This window comes from Shewanella algidipiscicola, assembly GCF_900380485.1.
In the GTDB taxonomy this organism is placed as follows: domain Bacteria; phylum Pseudomonadota; class Gammaproteobacteria; order Enterobacterales; family Shewanellaceae; genus Shewanella; species Shewanella algidipiscicola.
In genome coordinates, this window is sequence record NZ_OXJV01000019.1 from 85,230 (window position 1) to 102,404 (window position 17,175).

The window sequence follows — 17,175 nt, forward strand, 5'->3', positions numbered from 1 at the left end:
TCGGATGCTTGAGCAGCTCATGTAAGCTTAACGTCATTTACAATAAGTGGACTCTGGTGTGATTTTACCGTGAGAGTACACATTTTGTTTTCAGTGACTAGCATGTTTCCGGTTGGTGCTGCGCGGATTATTTGGCTGTGCTTATTTTACAGCAGCTTCATCAAGCCGTGATGGTAAAGGTGTGTTCATCGAAATCATGGCCTAGCCTCATGGTTTTTATTGTACTGAACTCGTTAAAAATGTCGGTTAAAACAACAATAAAAGCGGTACCGACGTTAATTTTGTGGGCGATAAAATGGCTGATATTAACTCAGGAGTACGAAAGCAAGGCAACTGATTAAGTTGTTGTGTTTTTTTTATCTGTGGTACATGAGTCTAAGCGTGATTTCTGTTATGGTGCAGCTCAAATGAGAGGGGATTATGGAAAAGTACGAACAACTATTAATTTCACTGCGCCGAGTCATCAGAGCCATCGATATACATTCTCGGCAACTCAGTAAGCAATCGGGTTTAACGGGCCCACAACTGATGGTGATGCAAAAGATTGCTCAGCTTGAAGTACCGTTAGCCAAGCAAATTGCTCAAGATGTGGCATTAAGCCCCGCAACGGTTGCCACCATCATCGAGCGATTAGAGACCCGTGGCTTGGTGACTCGTACCCGCAGTGAAACCGATAAACGTAAATTGCATTTGTCGTTAACCGAATCGGGTAAAGCGATTCTTAGCGCGGCACCTAAACCGCTGCAAGAACACTTTATTAAGCGTTATCAAAATCTTGAAGAGTGGGAACAGAGTCAGTTGTTATCTGCCGTCGAGCGTATCGCCTCGATGATGGATGCTCAAGAGCTTGATGCGGCACCCGTATTGCTAGTTGGACAGATCCAAGCCGAAGAGTGAAGCCAATAATGTGACAGGCCAATGAGTGTAGGCGTTATGCCCACCTTTGGTCTGATTTCTCTAGCGGGGCGCTTGCTCATTGGATGCTGTTATTTCCCGCTGTTGCGCTCGTTTCGCTTAACTCACTTTAACATTTCACTTTAGCATTCCCCTTTTTATCTTTACCTGATTTAAATAACCTTTAATAACAATGCATTGCCATGATACCTATGAAGGTGGCGTTTGTTATTTTTAACTTATCTCTTCTCCACCCTATTAAACAACACTCCCTATTTAGATGGTGGTATTGCTGCGCCTATTCCTTTAGCGCAAGCAAGAACTGATGGTTATCAACGTCAGGTAGTTATTTTGCTCCAAGCGCCATAGTATCGAAAAACAGCCTTTAAATTTAAGTTGTTAGTACAGCGTGTTTACCGTCGTTACCCTAAAGTGGCCGCCGCGATAGTTGCCCGTCATCAAGTATACAATGACGCCTTAGCTGACTTGGCCGCCGCACAAGCAGCGGGCATTTATTTATTAGAACAGACGCTACATCGCCGCATTAGTCTTTCCTTTTGTATTCCCCTCTCATTTCAGATCCGATTATGCTATTGCCTAGGGGCATTTTTTATCTCTTCACTACCCTTATCTCTTTGATGTTGAACCTATTGAATTGTACCGCGCCAATTGGGTAAAAATTACATTTCTATATGTTTACTGGGTGAATGTTAACACTAGGTGTGTCATTAACCTTGCGTAAAAGATGATACATATTGACTCAATTGTTAAATCCATGACTAATATCAAATAATAATAGTTCTCATTCGCGTATTGTTGTGCTCTCTTAAAATTAGCGGAGAAAAAAATGAAACTTACTAATTTGGCTGCAATTTTAGCCATTATGTTTAGTTCACAACTTGTGGCGTCTGAGCAAGGAAGCAATGGCGAGGCTGTCGATATTGAGCGTTTGAGTGTTATTGGGGTAAGACAGAGGTTGGATCAAGCGGGGACGTTAGCCAATACCATAATGAAAACTGAAGTGATCAGTGCGAGTATGATTGAAAATAAGAATGCCGTGAATTTATCGGAAGCAATCGATAACTCTCCAGGTGTAAAGGTATCTAATGAATGCTCTATGTGCGGCGTGAAGCGAATTATGCTTAACGGCATGAAGGGTGAGCAGACCACTATTTTGGTTGATGGTTTACCTGTGCATACCATGATATCTGGCTATTATGCCGTAGATGCTATCCCTACGACCGGAATTGGGTCGATTGAAGTCGCACGAGGTGCTGGAGCCTCTTTAATCGCACCGGAAGCCATTGGTGGCACGATCAATATCATTAGTTATGAACCTACGGAAAATGGTGCTGAATTAGATATATCTGCTGGTGAAAATGGTTACCGAAAGCTGGGGTTTCTGGGTAAAGGGGTGAGTGAAGATGGTGCTACCCGCGCGACTTTAGTTGCTCAATATGACGATAGAGATCAGTTCGATGCCGATAATAACAAGGTTAATGAAGCCCCTCAGCAGGAAAACCGCAGCCTAACAGGCAGGGTCTCTCATGACATCACCGACTTTGATAACCTTGTACTTCGATTCGCCAACATCCAATCGGAAATTTTTGGTGGTCCTATGTTGGGGAGTGCATTTGCCGATGGCAGTGCATCTAGTATCGGTAATGTATTATCTGGGTATGACGATCAATTTAGTGAACCACAACACTTGTTTGAAGATGGTGATGTTCGCAAGCCTTTCACGGGTAAAGCGTGGGAAACGACAGAATGGATTAAAACTGAGCGAAATGAGGCTTCACTCGTTTGGCTTAGAGAGTTCAATGATGATTGGAATATGCATTTGGCGACCAGTTATGCCGAACATAAACAAGATTCGTTTTATGAAGGATTCGATTATGTAGCCGATGATAAAATGTGGTTTTTCGATGTGCGTTTTAACCACTTACTTAACGATGATCAGTTATTAACTTTTGGTGCGGATTTACGAACCGAAGAGATGCGTTCCCATTCTCGCGCTGGCTCTACTAATCCTGATTATGTGTCTGATTCGTTTGATTATGATGTTAAAGGCCTCTATCTGCAAGATACATGGCAAGCCACACAAGATCTTGAGATTGCCATGGCCTTACGTTATGACACCATTACCGCCGACTTTACCGATCCTAATAAACCAGGGATCGAACTCGATGAATCAATTTTATCTCCTCGAGTCGACGTGCGTCTGCGTCACAATGATCAATGGACGTCGCGATTGTCTGCGGGACGAGGTTATCGTGCACCGCTATCCTTTTTTGAGACAGATCATGGCATATTAGACGGCTCACTCGGTTTCGACATAGATATAGATGAGTTAGAACGTTCAAATTCGGCTAATTATGCATTGAGTTATGACAATGGGCAGTTTACCTCAACAGCTTCTGTGGCATGGACAGAAGTCGAGCATCTAGCAGCATTGACAACTAATGAGCAAGGCATTCCGTTACTGACCCAACTGGATGAAAAAGCCAGCGTCATTACCAGTGATATCGCTTTAGGTTATCGTTTAACCGATGAGTTAACGATAAACGTAACTGGCGAACACTTTAATTATGATTCAGTCTTCAAGTCATCATATGCGGTAGCGCCTATTGAGGAAAGAGTGACATTGACGTTCGATTGGGACATTAACGATTGGGAGTTGTTTGCTAATTTAGTTTGGGTTGGGAGTCGTGACTTATCTGAGTATGGCTACGAGGGTTATAATCGCTTAGACGCTAATGGCCAGGTGGATCCAGACTCGAAAAAGGCTAGTGATGCGCCTTCCTATGTCACGCTCGATTTACGCGTTAATTATCAGTTTAATGACTATATGTCACTATACAGTGGGGTGAGTAATTTATTTGATTATACTCAAGCTGGTAATGAAGAGTCTCCATTGTTTTATGATGCCGATGGTGCTTTCGATGTGGGATATATTTATGGTCCTCTACGTGGCAGAGAAATTTACGCAGGCATGAAGCTCGCTTTCTAATGCTGCGTCAAATTATCTTAATGCTTGTTTGCTGCGCTACGCCTCTACAGGCAGCGCAGCTTACTCAGGGCTATCTATACCAAGACTTACGTAGCCAAAAGGTCGTTAACCTCTCGCACTTAGAAGGGCACGCGATTGCACTTATGTTTTTTGAGCCCGAGTGTCCTTGGTGTATTAAACAGGCACGAGCACTTCGAAATCTAGAGCAAAATTGTGTAGCCCGCATCCATCCGGTTGCTTTAGGCATTAATGGGAATAATTTAACGCTAAAGCGTGCTTTGTTTAGGTTGAACTTTCCTTTCGAAGCTTATCGGGCCCCGCGAAAATTGATAACAGATATGGGCGGGATCCCCGCAACTCCTATTCTTTTACTATTAAATGCCCAAGGTGAACTCATTAAAGGGTTTCGGGGTTACACCGAAGAAGTTGTGCTAAAAGAGTTACTTTGTCCGTTGATTTAAGCTGTCGTCAAAAGCCACTAGAGCATTGGATGACTCTACGCTGCATTGTGCTATGTGGTGCCTCTGTATTTCTATTTTTTTGTCGACCTTTTTCTCATTTGAATGGCTTGCTGTGTGTCTTTTGTACGGGTACTTTATAGTCGAGGAGGAGGATGAGCTGATAGGCATTACCTCTATGGCATCAACTTTGTGTGGGAGCACGAAAAAGCATGGATAAAGATAAGTTCGAACAAGGGTTAGCGGTAAGGCGAGAAGTGATGGGTGATGTATTTGTCGATAGAGCGCTAAATTCAGCCACCGAGTTTACCCAGCCATTGCAAGATTTGGTGACCCGCAATGCGTGGGGAGAAGTGTGGATGCGAGAGGGGATCTCAAAGCAAACTCGTAGCCTTATTACGATTGCCACTTTGGCTGCATTAAAGGCACCGACCGAATTGAAAGGCCATGTGAGAGGCGCACTGCGAAACGGCTGCACGGTTGCAGAGATCCAAGAGGTGTTACTGCACTCAACGGTCTACTGCGGCATGCCATCGGGTATCGAGGCATTTCGCGCCGCTGCCGATGCCATTGAGGCTTGGCAGGCAGAGTGCTCTCAAACGGATACCGAGTAACCATAGAGTATGGCTATGTAGAGCGATGCAGCTTTGCCTCAGTTGTCTTTATTTTAGGAATACAGATCAATAAAATGGACTATTTAACCATTAATCAAGATACATGGAATAAGCGTGCGGCTATCCATGTTAATTCAACGTTTTACGATGTGGCAGGCTTTCTTAAGGGGAACAGTTCATTAAATCCTATCGAACTGCAGCAAGTGGGCGCGGTTGAGGGGAAAAGGCTACTGCATCTACAGTGTCATTTCGGCTTAGATAGCTTGTCATGGGCGAGATTAGGTGCAGTTGTAACAGGTGTCGATCTATCTAGTGTAGCCATTGAATATGCACGACGCTTAGCGGAGCAATCGGCACTCGAAGCGACGTTTATCGAAAGTGATCTTTATCAATTTGGCATTGATAATAGCGAGCAGTTTGATATTGTCTTCACCTCATACGGCGTGCTCTGCTGGCTGCCCGATTTAACCCAGTGGGCACAAATGGTTGCCGATGCCTTGTGTGTTGGCGGTGAGCTACATTTGGTTGAGTTTCACAGCATTAACGATCTGCTATCTGGTTACTCCTATTTTCCTCAACCTCATCCCGATGTCGAAGAGGAGGGCACCTACACCGAAAATTGTGACGGGCGAAAATCGCCTGTGGTGACCTGGGCGCATTCGCTCAGTGAGGTGCTCACTGCGCTTATCAGCGCAGGCCTTACAATCGAAGCGTTTAAAGAGTATCCATCAAGCCCTTATGATTGTTTCGAGGGGCTCGAATATGTTGATAGTGCAGGATATCAGTTGCGCTACCAAGGTCAGTTAGTACCGCTTATTTACTCAATTAAGGCGACAAAAATCGGCTAGTAGATACCGTCAAGAGTGCGCGAGCATGGGGTTGCGTCTGAATTGCCGTAAGTTTGTGACAAGGTTCAGTCGTTAAGGACTATTTCTTAAGTACTTTTTCCGAACAAGTATTTCCTAGGGGATATTTAGCAAGGGTTCAAGGAAAATCAACAAGGAGTCACACTTGAGTCTAGTTAAGCCACTAATCGCGTTTAGATTTTACCTCCCATAATATACTCTCGGAGTTAATATATGCACGGTCCTAATCCAAATGAAAAACACCCTATGGCAGGATTTCCTCAAGTGGGTTTTCTGAAAAACTTTATTTCATCGGCCAATATTATTGTCGGTGATTATACCTATTATGATGACCCTGATGGTCCGGAAAACTTTGAAGCCAACGTGCTTTATCATTTCCCATTTATTGGTGACAAATTGATCATAGGTCGGTTTTGCGCCATCGCTAAAGGGGTAGAGTTTATTATGAATGGTGCCAACCATAATATGGCTGGCATCTCGACCTATCCATTTTATATTTTTGGCCAAGGATGGGAAAAATCTATGCCTGAAGCGGGTGAGCTTCCCTATAAAGGCGATACGATTGTTGGTAATGACGTTTGGCTCGGGTATGAGTCCACCATTATGCCTGGGGTATCGATAGGCGATGGGGCTATCATTGCCAGTAAGTCTGTGGTGACATCTGATGTACCGCCATACAGCATAGTGGGCGGGAACCCTGCTAAAGTGATTAAGTATCGTTTTGATGATGCGACAATTCAGCGCTTGTTGTCGGTGGCATGGTGGGACTGGAGTGCCGAGAAAATCACTGAGAATATAGCGGTGATAGTGAGTCACGACATCGATGCTTTGAGTCATATTTAAGGCCTGCGAAGTCGTTACTATTAGCTCTTCACACTAGGCTGAATGTGGCTCAGAAACAGTATACCTTTTCGTTGCTATGTTAACGTTGGCTGCGACGGCGGCGTCTAATCTAGCCTTATAACCAGTGAGGAGCCGCTGTGAAACAAAATATTGTCCATATTGCATTAGTCGTAAAAGACTATGATGAGGCGATTGATTTTTATGTCAATAAGTTAAAGTTTGATCTGGTCGAAGATACCTATCAAGTTGAACAAAACAAACGTTGGGTGGTGGTAGCGCCGCCGGGCTCAAACGGGATGGGGCTACTGCTCGCAAAAGCATCTAAACCTGCGCAAGAGGCCTATATCGGCAATCAGGCGGGTGGACGCGTTTTTTTATTCCTTAATACTGATGATTTTTGGCGTGACTACCAACACATGGTTTCTGTTGGAGTGAACTTTATTCGAGAGCCTGCAGAGCAAGAGTATGGCACCGTCGCTGTGTTTGAAGATCTCTATGGTAATCTCTGGGATCTATTGCAGTTAAAGCCAGATCATCCCATGGTGTTAAGAACTGTATAACGATAACGGCATGGTTAAGATGCGCCTTAAGCATAAGATCGAACTGGTTATCGTGGCCCTTGTGGATAGGTTTTCGCTATTAAGTGAGGCTAAGAATGAAGCAGATATTAACCCGTATTCTATTGAGCTTGACCCTATTGTCCTTGCCGGTGTGGGCCAATGATGCGCTTTTACAACAGGCTTATGAATCACAACAAAGTGATATTCAGGTGCAGGGTGAGGGCATTGTGAGTCGTGTGTTAGCCGATGATGATAAAGGTTCAAGACACCAACGCTTTATTTTACGTCTCGATAATCGACAGAGTATTTTAATTGCGCATAACATCGATATTGCCCCTAGGATCCCTAACTTAACTATGGGCGACACAGTACAATTTTACGGCGAATATGAGTGGAATAAAAAAGGCGGTGTCATTCACTGGACACATAAAGATCCTAACAATCGTCACCCTCATGGCTGGTTAAAGCACAAAGGGATAAAATATCAATAAATGTGGTGACACCTGCTCGCGGTGAAAGGGGTCATCTGTTAAGGAAACCTCGGCTTTTAGAGGTGCCCGTATCATTATCAATTAGGAAGATGCAGTGGAAGTAAATATTTATCAAGTTGACTCGTTCACATCTGAAGTTTTCAAAGGCAATCCTGCTGGGGTATGTATCACAGAGCAGAGCCTTGATAAGAACACTATGCTGGCCATTTCAGCTGAGATGGCGGTGTCAGAAACGGCATTTTTAGCACTTGATACCATGCAATTACGCTGGTTTACACCTGAAGTTGAAGTAAGCCTGTGTGGCCATGGCACCTTAGCCGTTGCGCATATACTTAAAGAACTAGGGCGCAATCGTACTGGTGACATCATTGAGTTCAATACGCTATCGGGAGTATTACAAGCAGAGCTGGATAGCGATTGTATTCATCTATTGTTTCCTGCACCTCGGTTAGACATGGCTACTCGCGTGGATCCTGAACTCATCCAGTTTTTGGGTATGGCTGCCGATAGCGTCATCGATTATGGCACTTTTGATACCAAACAACTCATCGTGCTCGATAGTGAAGATGAGCTCAAGCGGCTTGCGCCTAATTTTGGCGGCTTAGCCAAACTTCAAGGCCGTGGTGTGCTGGTCACGGCTAAATCAGACTCCGCAGTTGATTTTGTTTCACGATACTTCGCCCCTTGGGTCGGAGTTAATGAAGATCCCGTTACGGGATCAGCCCATTGTGCCTTATGCCTGTATTGGTCAGAAAAGTTACATAAGTCTCGCATGCAAGGGTTTCAGGCTTCTTCACGAGGGGGCCATGTTGATGTTGAGCTATTGGCATCAGGCTTGATTAAATTATCGGGGCAGGCGGTTACGGTGTTGAAAGGACAAATGAAAATCGCATAACAACATGTCAAACGCAGAGGATAAAATGAAAGGTGCTCTGCTGTGGTATTGGAGCTGATCTATTGCTGCGAGTGATAATGTGAATATCGAGATAGTATCAACAAGCGCTGTGCTTTTATGTCAGTGAGTGCCCTTGGGCTTCATCTAAGGCTCAAGGGCTTCAATAGAGTCAATAAACTGTGGACGTCCATAGCGGTGACACAGATAAACCTACAGCGCCGCGATAGCGCTGTATTTCGGTGCGTTTTAATTAAGCATATTAATGGCCGCTGATTAATAATCTAAATCCAATGCAAAACAAAGATAAGCCATCAGCTTATTGGCGTGGCTAAATTGCTCGGCACACCATAGGTCAAAATTATCGGCAAATAGTTGCTCTGTGCTGATGGCTTTGATGGCGATAAAGTCTTTGCGCTTAAGCTCATCAATCATTGGGTGGTCTTTATCAAATCCTTTTGGTGGCCTGATTAGGCTGTCTCCGTCCATGGAAAAACCGGCAGCAGTCAGTTGCTTTAAGGCCTGTTTATAGGCGCTGGGGTTATCAAGGATACAGCTACGAATGCGGTTTAACGCCTTGCTGTCAGGATGCCAAATGCCGGCGCCGATAAAGCAACCTTCGTTGGCAATGTGTAGATAAAAACCGGGTGCATGCACATCCTTGCCTTGGAAGTGACGAAATTGAATGCCGACATTGATTTTATACGGGGTTTTATCTTTGCTAAAGCGGGCATCACGTTGGGGGCGCATTAGGCTGCCGCCGACCTTTTTGGCTACCGCCGTGAGGCGAGGCGATAGCTGCTGAATATGCGGTGTCATCGCTTCAATAAATTTAAGTGCAGGGGTGCGCACCTTATCTTCATAGTCGGCTTGATTGGCCTTAAACCAGTCGCGATGATTGTTCGCTGCTAATTGAGTCAAAAAAGCTAAGGTGTCTGGCGTAAATACTGGCGCAGGTGCGTTGGAAATAACTACTGTCATAATAAATTGATTACTAATAAAGCCCTGATAGTGAGATAAAAATACCATATCTTTTGTCAAAGTGTTAATCGACCCTCGGCCAAAAATGCACACTGGGCATATTCGGTCGTTAAGCGGATTTATGCTATAGTCGCCGCCAACCAATTATGAACTTAATCGTGCTGCGACAGGGCCTATATGCTAAGCACATAAGTGTTTGCTCAAACGAGCTGGAGGGGTAAATGAAAATTTGGGTCGATGCCGACGCATGTCCTGGGGTGATAAAAGAGATGCTATTTCGCGCTGCCGATCGCGCCGAAATCGAGGTCACGTTAGTGGCTAACCATGTAATGCGAATTCCGCCATCCCGCTTCATCAATTTAGTCACTGTCTCGTCAGGCTTTGATGTAGCCGATGATGAGATAGTCAAACGCTTAAGTGCAGGCGATTTGGTGATCACCGCCGATATTCCGCTGGCTTCAGAGGTGATTGATAAAGGCGGTTTTGCGTTAAATCCAAGAGGTGAGTTGTATACCACGCAAAATATTAAATCGATTCTTAATATGCGTGACTTTATGGACACCATGCGTGCCAGTGGCGTACAAACCGGTGGCCCTGCGGCGATTGGCCAAAGCGAAAAACAGGCCTTTGGTAATCAGCTGGATAAGTTTATTACTAAGCACCATAAGCGGTAATTGTATTAACCAAAGATGCCGTTTTAATCCTCCCTCGAAAGGCGCTATTAGCGCCTTTTTTGTTGCTGTTGTTGTGGCTTTGCTTGTGATTTGTGTGTGTTTTGTGGGTTTCAAATCTGCTTGCGATCACAAAATTTATCAATTAAGTGCAAATTTAACTTGCGTTATTTGTTGGCTAACATTACTTTAAAACAAAAGTTTGTTTAGCAAACATTTGTTTGCCTGCTATTGATGGGATCGCTCAAATGACTGAACGTGAAATAGAAATATTAGCAATACTTAAGCAAGATCCCTTAATTCCTCAGCAGGAGTTGGCCGATAAGATCGGTATTAGTCGTTCCGCCGTTGCTGGGCACATTATGAATCTGACGCACAAAGGGATTATCCGCGGCAAAGGATATATTTTGGCGAAAACGCGCTTTGCTGTGGTGATTGGTGGGGCTAATATGGATATTCTTGGCCGCCCAACGGATGGACTTCGCGTTGGCGATTCAAATCCTGGAAGCGTAAGTTGCTCTCCGGGTGGTGTGGGACGTAATATCGCCGAAAACTTGTCTCGTCTTGGCACCGAAACGCGCTTAATGACCGCGGTGGGCAAAGACGCTTACGGACAACAGATCATCGAGCACTGTCAGCACGCTGGCATCGATATGAAAAATACTTTGCAATTGAGCGATGGTGTCACGTCGACTTATCTTTCTGTCCTCGACGGTGATAGCGATATGCATGTGGCTATCAACGATATGGCTATCCTAGAACGTTTAAATGTCGATGTCTTAAAATCGCAGCAGGCGATGCTACAACGGGCCGACTTAATTGTGATCGACGCTAATTTATCAGAAGCGAGTTTGGCATACCTCCTGAGTAATTACGCCGATATTCCACTGTTTGTTGACACCGTCTCTTGTGCGAAAGCGACTAAATTAAAACCCTACCTCAATGCAATTCATACCCTTAAACCTAATCTGAAAGAGGCCGAGCAACTCTCTGGCATTGCTATTTCACATTATGACCAATTACCTAACTTAGCTAATTGGTTTCATGAGCAAGGGGTTGAGCGGATCTTTTTAAGCTTAGGCATAGATGGTGTTTTTTATAGCGATAAGCAGGAGCAAGCACTTATCCCTGCCATCCCGGTTTCTATGGTAAATGCCAATGGGGCGGGAGATGCGTTTCTTGCAGGGCTTGCCCATGGCTTCATTCAAGATTGGTCGACACGAAAGTCGACCGAGTTTGCGATGGCGGCAGCGGTTGTCGCACTGTCCGATATTGCAACGATTAACCCTAATATGTCTGAAATATCAGTAAATCGAGTGATCAAGGAGTCTATATGTTAGCGCAGTACCTAGATATTAACCCCGAAGTGAAAGCCGCATTGGATGCAGGTCGTCCGGTTGTCGCATTAGAATCAACTATTATTTCTCATGGTATGCCATATCCACAAAACGTTGAAACGGCACTAAAGGTAGAGCAAATCATTCGTGATAATGGTGCGATACCAGCAACAATAGCCATCTTAAATGGACGTCTTAAAGTGGGTATGACTCATGATGAGATCGAATATTTAGGCAAGGCGGGTCAAGCGGTAATTAAGACGAGTCGTCGCGATATTCCTTTCATTGTTGCGCAAAAAGCGGATGGGGCGACCACTGTTGCTTCGACGATGATTTTAGCGGATATGGCAGGCATCAAAGTGTTTGCGACTGGTGGTATCGGTGGCGTACACCGCGGCGCACAAGAGACTTTCGATATATCTGCGGATCTACAAGAGCTTGCCAATACCGAGGTTGCCGTTGTTTGTGCTGGCGCTAAGTCAATTTTGGATATCGGCCTAACCTTAGAATATCTCGAGACTCAAGGCGTAGCTGTGGTGGGTTACCAAACGGAGAAAGTACCCGCATTTTATACCCGAGAAAGTGATTTCAATGTCGACTATCGTCTCGATGACCCGAAACAGATTGCCGATGCGATGGCAGCTAAGTGGCAGATGGGCTTAAAAGGGGGTTTTGTTGTGACTAACCCCATCCCTGAGCAGCATGCACTAGATAAAGCGATGATCGATCAGGTGATTAAAAATGCCGTTGTGGAGATGGAAGAAAAGGGCATTTCGGGCAAAGCCTCTACACCATTCCTATTAGCGAAAGTGGCTGAAAAAACTGAAGGCTGTAGCTTGGCCGCGAACATAGAGCTTGTGTTTAACAATGCTAAACTCGCCTCACAAATTGCCTGCGAATTTTATCAATAATTGTCGCTAATGATGAAAGAGCACCTCGGGCGCTCTTTCATTCCCTTGACTGCTAGAGCAATTCAGTGACAATGCGTTTTAGCAAGAATGTCTCTCGTTCGATCGACATCCCTTTTTTATCGCTATGGGCCATAGTGTGCTCGTTATGGGCGATGGCATCATGAATATTAATCCAGACCGGATACATGCCATTTTGGATCTCATGGGCTTCAAGCTTAGTGTCTCCAAGTGTTTCTCCGATGGAGCATATGAAGCAAAATGACTCCATATGAACAAAGTCAAAGCCGGCCTTATACCAGGGGCGATACTCTTCATAGCGGCCAAATTCAGACACAATTTCAATAGTGTGTGCGCCCGTTTCCTCTGCCAGTTCACGTATTAGCCCTTGTCGAATATCTTCACCTTCATCCACACCGCCGCCGGGGATACTGTAATCGTGATAACGTTCGGTATAGAGCATCAGTACCTCTTCACCGCGTAAAATGATGCCGCGTGCAGCCTGGCGGTGAAAGCCATTCGCGTTCGTCTGTGGGTTATCGAGATCGGGATGGATGGTTGATTTTAATAAGCGCATAGCAACTCTGGCGAAGGTTTCATGATAAAAAGGCGCCGAATTAAGCGATCACTTCCATCTCAAGTTCAATATCGGTGCAGCCTTTTTTACAAAATACGCCGTATTTACCACTGGCTTGCTTATCGGTTGGCACCACAAGTTGCAGTGGTTGCTGGCAGACTTCACACAGCACGGTATTGCCTTTAAAGAGTCGTTTGATCAGATTTTTTTGTTCATTAAAGGATTTTGCCGTCGTTTTATTGATGGCTGAAAAATCCAGTTTTTGGGTTTTCGGGGCGCTATTTTCGCTCATATCTACCATTCGTGGTCGGTTCATTATAGGGGCAGTATATTCAGTCTGGGGGCAACACTAAAGTCTTTCTGTTTGATCCTGTCGCTAAGCGGTTAAATATTCATACTTTGCAGAAGCCGCTTATTATATTGTTGCTAAGTAGAGGTTGTTTGCCAATTAGCGACGAATTTGTCGAGCCTGACCGGCGACGCTTAACTTATCGCCTCGGCAGGCTTGTTGTGTCCTAGCGGCTATGTAAAAATATCGACTCACTTTGGTTAACCTAAATTAAGCTATGTCGCCTAAGGCCTATCGCCCAGAAGAAGATCCCTCTCAAGAACATCAGTCACAAGCTGCCAGCATCGAGACGCCATCTGTGACAGCAAGCCCCTTAGCGGATGCTAGCGATGAGATTAAACTGGCGGTGGATCTGATCTACTTATTAGAAACACACGCCATTGCCCCACAAGTTGCGCTGGATGCGCTCGCCATTGTCAGTGCCGATTTGCGAGCCAAAATTGCGGCCAGCGAGGATGATACGGCGTGAAATGTGGCAGATAACTTGCCATAGGTGAAAGGCCACAGATACAAAATTATGCTATCTGCGCCTAGATGGTTATCTGCGTTGTGAGTCAACACTGGCGTTAACATTATCGCCCATAAAAAAAGCCACTGTGTTTAATAAGACAGTGGCTTTTTTAGTGCAAGGCTTTGGCTTATCGCTGTGGGCTATTGCTGCTGGAAGGAACTCGCCATGCTATTTGGCTGGTTTGCATCGAGTATGAGTTAGAGGCGGGCTTTGCTTACCTTGCTCATCGGCCAGCAGACACTGGCCGTCTTTTATTAATAACTGCACAATGCGCGGCGATTCATAGTCACGCCCCATAATAAGCACGCCGTTGGCATCCTTATGCTCTAGGCGTGCCAGTGTCAGGTTGGGGGTTTGAGTAAAAGCCCCCGCAGCCAGTGTCACCTTTTGCATCTGCAGCAGAGTGGCAATAGTACGCTCTAACTCTAAGGTGCTGGCGGCGCTAGGTTCGGTGATGACTGCCGGCAAGGCTTCGGCCTGACTGTCATCGGCTTGTAGGCTGCAACCAGCAAGCAACAAGTAAGTCATCAGCCACCAACCAAGCCGTGCGCGAGATTTAGCATGAGCTTGCATCTGTACTCCTTATAGCCCAGTAGGCCAAACACGGTTATTACGAAGCTTACTTTGTACTCGAGTATCTTCGAGGGTAAACCCTTTATCGATAAAGGGTGCCTGAGCGGCGACCCTGCCCATTGATGATGTGCTAAGGGCTGGACAACGGTTATTGTCGCGATAATAGAGCGCGGCAGATAACAAGCGTTCATTGATGTTCCCTAGCGGCTGGCTAAAGTCATCATTAAGGACACAACCTGGAAGATCGCTGGCCAAAGTGGGATTACTGCTGGGGACAAAACCGTCAGAGTAATCGCCAAAGCCTTTGTCGTTGACCCCTTTAAATTGCACACTAAAGTAGGTGGTATCGCAATTAGGAGTTGGATAAAAACCATAGGGCTTACCACAGCTAGTGCCACCGATTTGGATCACATCAATATCGATGCCGCGCAGGCCATTCATTAAGGCTTCACTGGCAGAACAAGTATTATTAGTGGTAAGTACAAACACCCGTTGCAGGTTGAGTGAGGGGAGGGCTTCCCCTTGTGCAAGTGTGTTGGGATCAAAACCTATGCTCTGATCAATAAAGGGGATTGGGGTTAAGGCTTCACCTGTCACAGGATCGCGATTAGGGTATTTGTCGTTAAAGGTGAGTCGTTCAAAGGTACGATTTTGGGTCGCTTGCTCACCGGCAATCATGTAACCCAATTGGCTTGCTAGGGCGAGTAAGCCACCGCCGTTGTAGCGTAAGTCCAACACCAGATCTTGTACATCAGAATTCTTTAAGCCGTTGATGGCATCAACCAATTGACGCTCTGCAGTGGCGATATGGGCGTTAAATTGGATATAGCCGACATTGCCGCTAAATGTGGGGATGGCGCTGGCAATAGGGACTGGTGTCGACACCACGCTGGTGGCGGTTAAAGTGACATTGCGGATCTCGGTGGCGCCTAAGTCGAGTACGCCAAAGTCAGTCTGTTTGCCAGAGACACTAGGAAATATACCGGCATTGAGAATATTGATTGAGTCGCTGTCATTTGCATCTTTAATACTGACGCCATCGACGCTGACGAGTACCGCACCACGGCCGATACTGGCCAACGCCGCAGGAGAATTGGGCTCGCTAAAGGTCACTGTGACTTTTCTATCCATCCCAGCACTGGCCTGCTGTAAGTATAAATTAAAGCCGTAGCCTAACGACGCTCCCGCCTGATTTAATTGTTCCCACTCGGCACTGGACATAGCGTAATGGAATTTGTCTTTGATATTGCCAGACGCCGATAGCTCATTAGTTTTGAGCAGTTCAAAGTACTCGGGTACGGTATAAGGTGCAGGATCGGTATCGACGATTTCGTCATACCATAAATAGGTGTCGTTACTCCATGAACGCAGCCACAACTTTTCACTGAGCTCGGAGCCACTTTGATCGGCAACGCATTGATTAGCCAGTTGAGCATATGGGATAAACTCACCCTCAACCCAAGCCAAACCACCATTATTGGCGCCAGTATCGATAGTGCCTCCAGAGGTATCTGTTGTACTACCGTTGCCACCCCCTCCACATGCGGTGAGCAAAAGTGCCGATAGCAACAAGCCTGGCAAGTTGTGTTTAATGGATAACATCATAAATAATCCTTTACTGTTTATTAGTCGTTATTACTAGGTCAGAATTCTACAACCCATTAAATTAAAAAACAATTATTTAACAGGTGTTTCAGTGTTTGGTATGAAGTGTTTTAACAGAGGGTGGATAAAGGCTGAGCGAGTGGGATTGTCGCCTCTTTGCAATACTAATGGCATATGATTTAATGAGTTGTCGTCGCAGGTATGCTGTGACGAGGCCAGCACTCGGTGGACGTGTGCGTTAAGGACAATTAACTGTGATGACCTATTATCTGTTCGACATGATTGCCGCGCTCTGCTTTTTTAGTTGCTGGGCGGGCTATAGCCGATTTGCACGCATTAAGGCTAAAACAAGTAATTGTATCGCTAAATGCATGCATCAACATCGTATTCATTGGATGAACCAGTTAGTGGGCCGTGAGGTGAGGGTGGCAGAGGCGGCATTACTGGCCAATTTAGAGCGCAATATTACCTTTTTTGCCTCGACCACTATGTTGGTTCTTGCCGGTGTGCTTACCCTATTTGCCCAAGTGGAGCGCTTAGAATCGGTGATCGCATCGATTCCCTTAACGGCGCCGCCCGAACACTTGCTGATCCAATTGAAGCTGACGTTATTGGCATTTATTTTTGTGATGGCTTTTTTTCAGTTTACCTGGTCGATGCGCCAATATGGCTTTTTAAACGTGATGATTGGGGCTACGCCAGTGGATAAAAGTGGTACTAATAAACCGCTGCAAGACTATGCGTTGCAGATGGCTAGAGTACAAGACCGCGCCGCGCACGCCTATAACTACGGTTTGCGTTCCTACTATTTTGCCATGGCCGTGTTATGTGGCTTCTTTCATCCCTTGCTGTTTATTGCTGCCAGTGTGGTGGTGGTGTATACCCTCTATCGTCGCGAGTTTAAATCTAAGGCGGTCGTGGCGATCACCGCGGGCATGCAGATCCTCGATGCCGAGCAGCTTGCTCAAGATAAATCACGCGCTTAACCCTGTATGGGGGAACAAAAAATGGCTCACGATTAAGCGTCGTCAGCCA

At 45.6% G+C, this 17,175-nt stretch carries 19 protein-coding genes; 14 read left to right on the forward strand and 5 right to left on the reverse strand.

Annotated elements, in window-relative coordinates; genetic code table 11:
- The first annotated feature begins 420 nt into the window (after positions 1 to 420).
- From DN599_RS15725 to DN599_RS15765, 9 genes are all read left to right on the forward strand, one after another.
- A complete protein-coding gene (locus DN599_RS15725) occupies positions 421 to 897 on the forward strand; it encodes a MarR family winged helix-turn-helix transcriptional regulator (protein ID WP_110458547.1) in 477 nt (158 codons plus the stop codon).
- Between the two features lie 222 nt (positions 898 to 1,119).
- The gene (locus DN599_RS18655) at positions 1,120 to 1,263 is read left to right on the forward strand and encodes a hypothetical protein (protein ID WP_162599228.1); all 144 of its coding nucleotides are present in this window, start codon (positions 1,120 to 1,122) and stop codon (positions 1,261 to 1,263) included.
- A gap of 478 nt (positions 1,264 to 1,741) precedes the next feature.
- Positions 1,742 to 3,904 (forward strand): TonB-dependent receptor plug domain-containing protein, encoded by a 2,163-nt coding sequence (locus DN599_RS15730; protein ID WP_110458548.1) that lies wholly within the window; start codon positions 1,742 to 1,744, stop codon positions 3,902 to 3,904.
- 670 nt (positions 3,905 to 4,574) lie between these two features.
- Positions 4,575 to 4,976 carry a carboxymuconolactone decarboxylase family protein gene (locus tag DN599_RS15740; protein WP_110458550.1) on the forward strand — a complete coding sequence of 134 codons (402 nt, stop codon included), beginning with the start codon at positions 4,575 to 4,577 and terminating at the stop codon, positions 4,974 to 4,976.
- Positions 4,977 to 5,050: 74 nt separating this feature from the next.
- On the forward strand, positions 5,051 to 5,824 hold the full coding sequence (locus DN599_RS15745; protein ID WP_110458551.1) for a class I SAM-dependent methyltransferase: 774 nt from the start codon (positions 5,051 to 5,053) through the stop codon (positions 5,822 to 5,824).
- Between the two features lie 231 nt (positions 5,825 to 6,055).
- The gene (locus DN599_RS15750) at positions 6,056 to 6,685 is read left to right on the forward strand and encodes a Vat family streptogramin A O-acetyltransferase (protein ID WP_110458552.1); all 630 of its coding nucleotides are present in this window, start codon (positions 6,056 to 6,058) and stop codon (positions 6,683 to 6,685) included.
- A gap of 137 nt (positions 6,686 to 6,822) precedes the next feature.
- Positions 6,823 to 7,245 (forward strand): VOC family protein, encoded by a 423-nt coding sequence (locus DN599_RS15755; RefSeq protein WP_110458553.1) that lies wholly within the window; start codon positions 6,823 to 6,825, stop codon positions 7,243 to 7,245.
- A 95-nt stretch (positions 7,246 to 7,340) separates the two neighbouring features.
- The gene (locus tag DN599_RS15760) at positions 7,341 to 7,736 is read left to right on the forward strand and encodes a DUF3465 domain-containing protein (protein WP_110458554.1); all 396 of its coding nucleotides are present in this window, start codon (positions 7,341 to 7,343) and stop codon (positions 7,734 to 7,736) included.
- A 94-nt stretch (positions 7,737 to 7,830) separates the two neighbouring features.
- A complete protein-coding gene (locus DN599_RS15765) occupies positions 7,831 to 8,631 on the forward strand; it encodes a PhzF family phenazine biosynthesis protein (protein WP_110458555.1) in 801 nt (266 codons plus the stop codon).
- A gap of 273 nt (positions 8,632 to 8,904) precedes the next feature.
- Here the strand turns inward: DN599_RS15765 and DN599_RS15770 are convergent, their stop codons facing one another.
- Entirely contained in the window at positions 8,905 to 9,609 is a 705-nt protein-coding gene (locus tag DN599_RS15770; RefSeq protein ID WP_110458678.1) for a DUF2461 domain-containing protein, read from the reverse strand.
- Positions 9,610 to 9,830: 221 nt separating this feature from the next.
- Between DN599_RS15770 and DN599_RS15775 the strand changes: the two genes are divergently transcribed.
- The 3 genes from DN599_RS15775 (at position 9,831) to DN599_RS15785 (ending at position 12,528) form a co-directional block, all read left to right on the forward strand.
- A complete protein-coding gene (locus DN599_RS15775) occupies positions 9,831 to 10,283 on the forward strand; it encodes a YaiI/YqxD family protein (RefSeq protein WP_110458556.1) in 453 nt (150 codons plus the stop codon).
- Positions 10,284 to 10,528: 245 nt separating this feature from the next.
- The gene (locus DN599_RS15780; protein WP_110458557.1) at positions 10,529 to 11,620 is read left to right on the forward strand and encodes a PfkB family carbohydrate kinase; all 1,092 of its coding nucleotides are present in this window, start codon (positions 10,529 to 10,531) and stop codon (positions 11,618 to 11,620) included.
- The gene (locus DN599_RS15785) at positions 11,614 to 12,528 is read left to right on the forward strand and encodes a pseudouridine-5'-phosphate glycosidase (RefSeq protein ID WP_110458558.1); all 915 of its coding nucleotides are present in this window, start codon (positions 11,614 to 11,616) and stop codon (positions 12,526 to 12,528) included. The genes DN599_RS15780 and DN599_RS15785 overlap by 7 nt, the downstream gene beginning before the upstream one ends.
- A gap of 52 nt (positions 12,529 to 12,580) precedes the next feature.
- Here the strand turns inward: DN599_RS15785 and DN599_RS15790 are convergent, their stop codons facing one another.
- Both DN599_RS15790 and DN599_RS15795 read right to left on the reverse strand, forming a co-directional pair.
- The gene (locus tag DN599_RS15790; RefSeq protein ID WP_110458559.1) at positions 12,581 to 13,102 is read right to left on the reverse strand and encodes an NUDIX hydrolase; all 522 of its coding nucleotides are present in this window, start codon (positions 13,100 to 13,102) and stop codon (positions 12,581 to 12,583) included.
- Positions 13,103 to 13,142: 40 nt separating this feature from the next.
- Positions 13,143 to 13,394 (reverse strand): hypothetical protein, encoded by a 252-nt coding sequence (locus tag DN599_RS15795; protein WP_110458679.1) that lies wholly within the window; start codon positions 13,392 to 13,394, stop codon positions 13,143 to 13,145.
- Positions 13,395 to 13,668: 274 nt separating this feature from the next.
- Between DN599_RS15795 and DN599_RS15800 the strand changes: the two genes are divergently transcribed.
- Complete coding sequence (locus DN599_RS15800; RefSeq protein ID WP_204165143.1) at positions 13,669 to 13,920, forward strand: DUF2496 domain-containing protein; 252 nt, start codon at positions 13,669 to 13,671, stop codon at positions 13,918 to 13,920.
- 210 nt (positions 13,921 to 14,130) lie between these two features.
- On the opposite strand, the gene DN599_RS15805 is transcribed toward DN599_RS15800, so the two are convergent.
- Entirely contained in the window at positions 14,131 to 14,535 is a 405-nt protein-coding gene (locus tag DN599_RS15805) for a hypothetical protein (RefSeq protein ID WP_110458560.1), read from the reverse strand.
- Positions 14,536 to 14,544: 9 nt separating this feature from the next.
- A complete protein-coding gene (locus DN599_RS15810; RefSeq protein ID WP_110458681.1) occupies positions 14,545 to 16,137 on the reverse strand; it encodes a S41 family peptidase in 1,593 nt (530 codons plus the stop codon).
- Positions 16,138 to 16,397: 260 nt separating this feature from the next.
- Between DN599_RS15810 and DN599_RS15815 the strand changes: the two genes are divergently transcribed.
- Entirely contained in the window at positions 16,398 to 17,126 is a 729-nt protein-coding gene (locus DN599_RS15815) for a DUF599 domain-containing protein (RefSeq protein WP_110458561.1), read from the forward strand.
- Positions 17,127 to 17,175 lie beyond the last annotated feature (49 nt).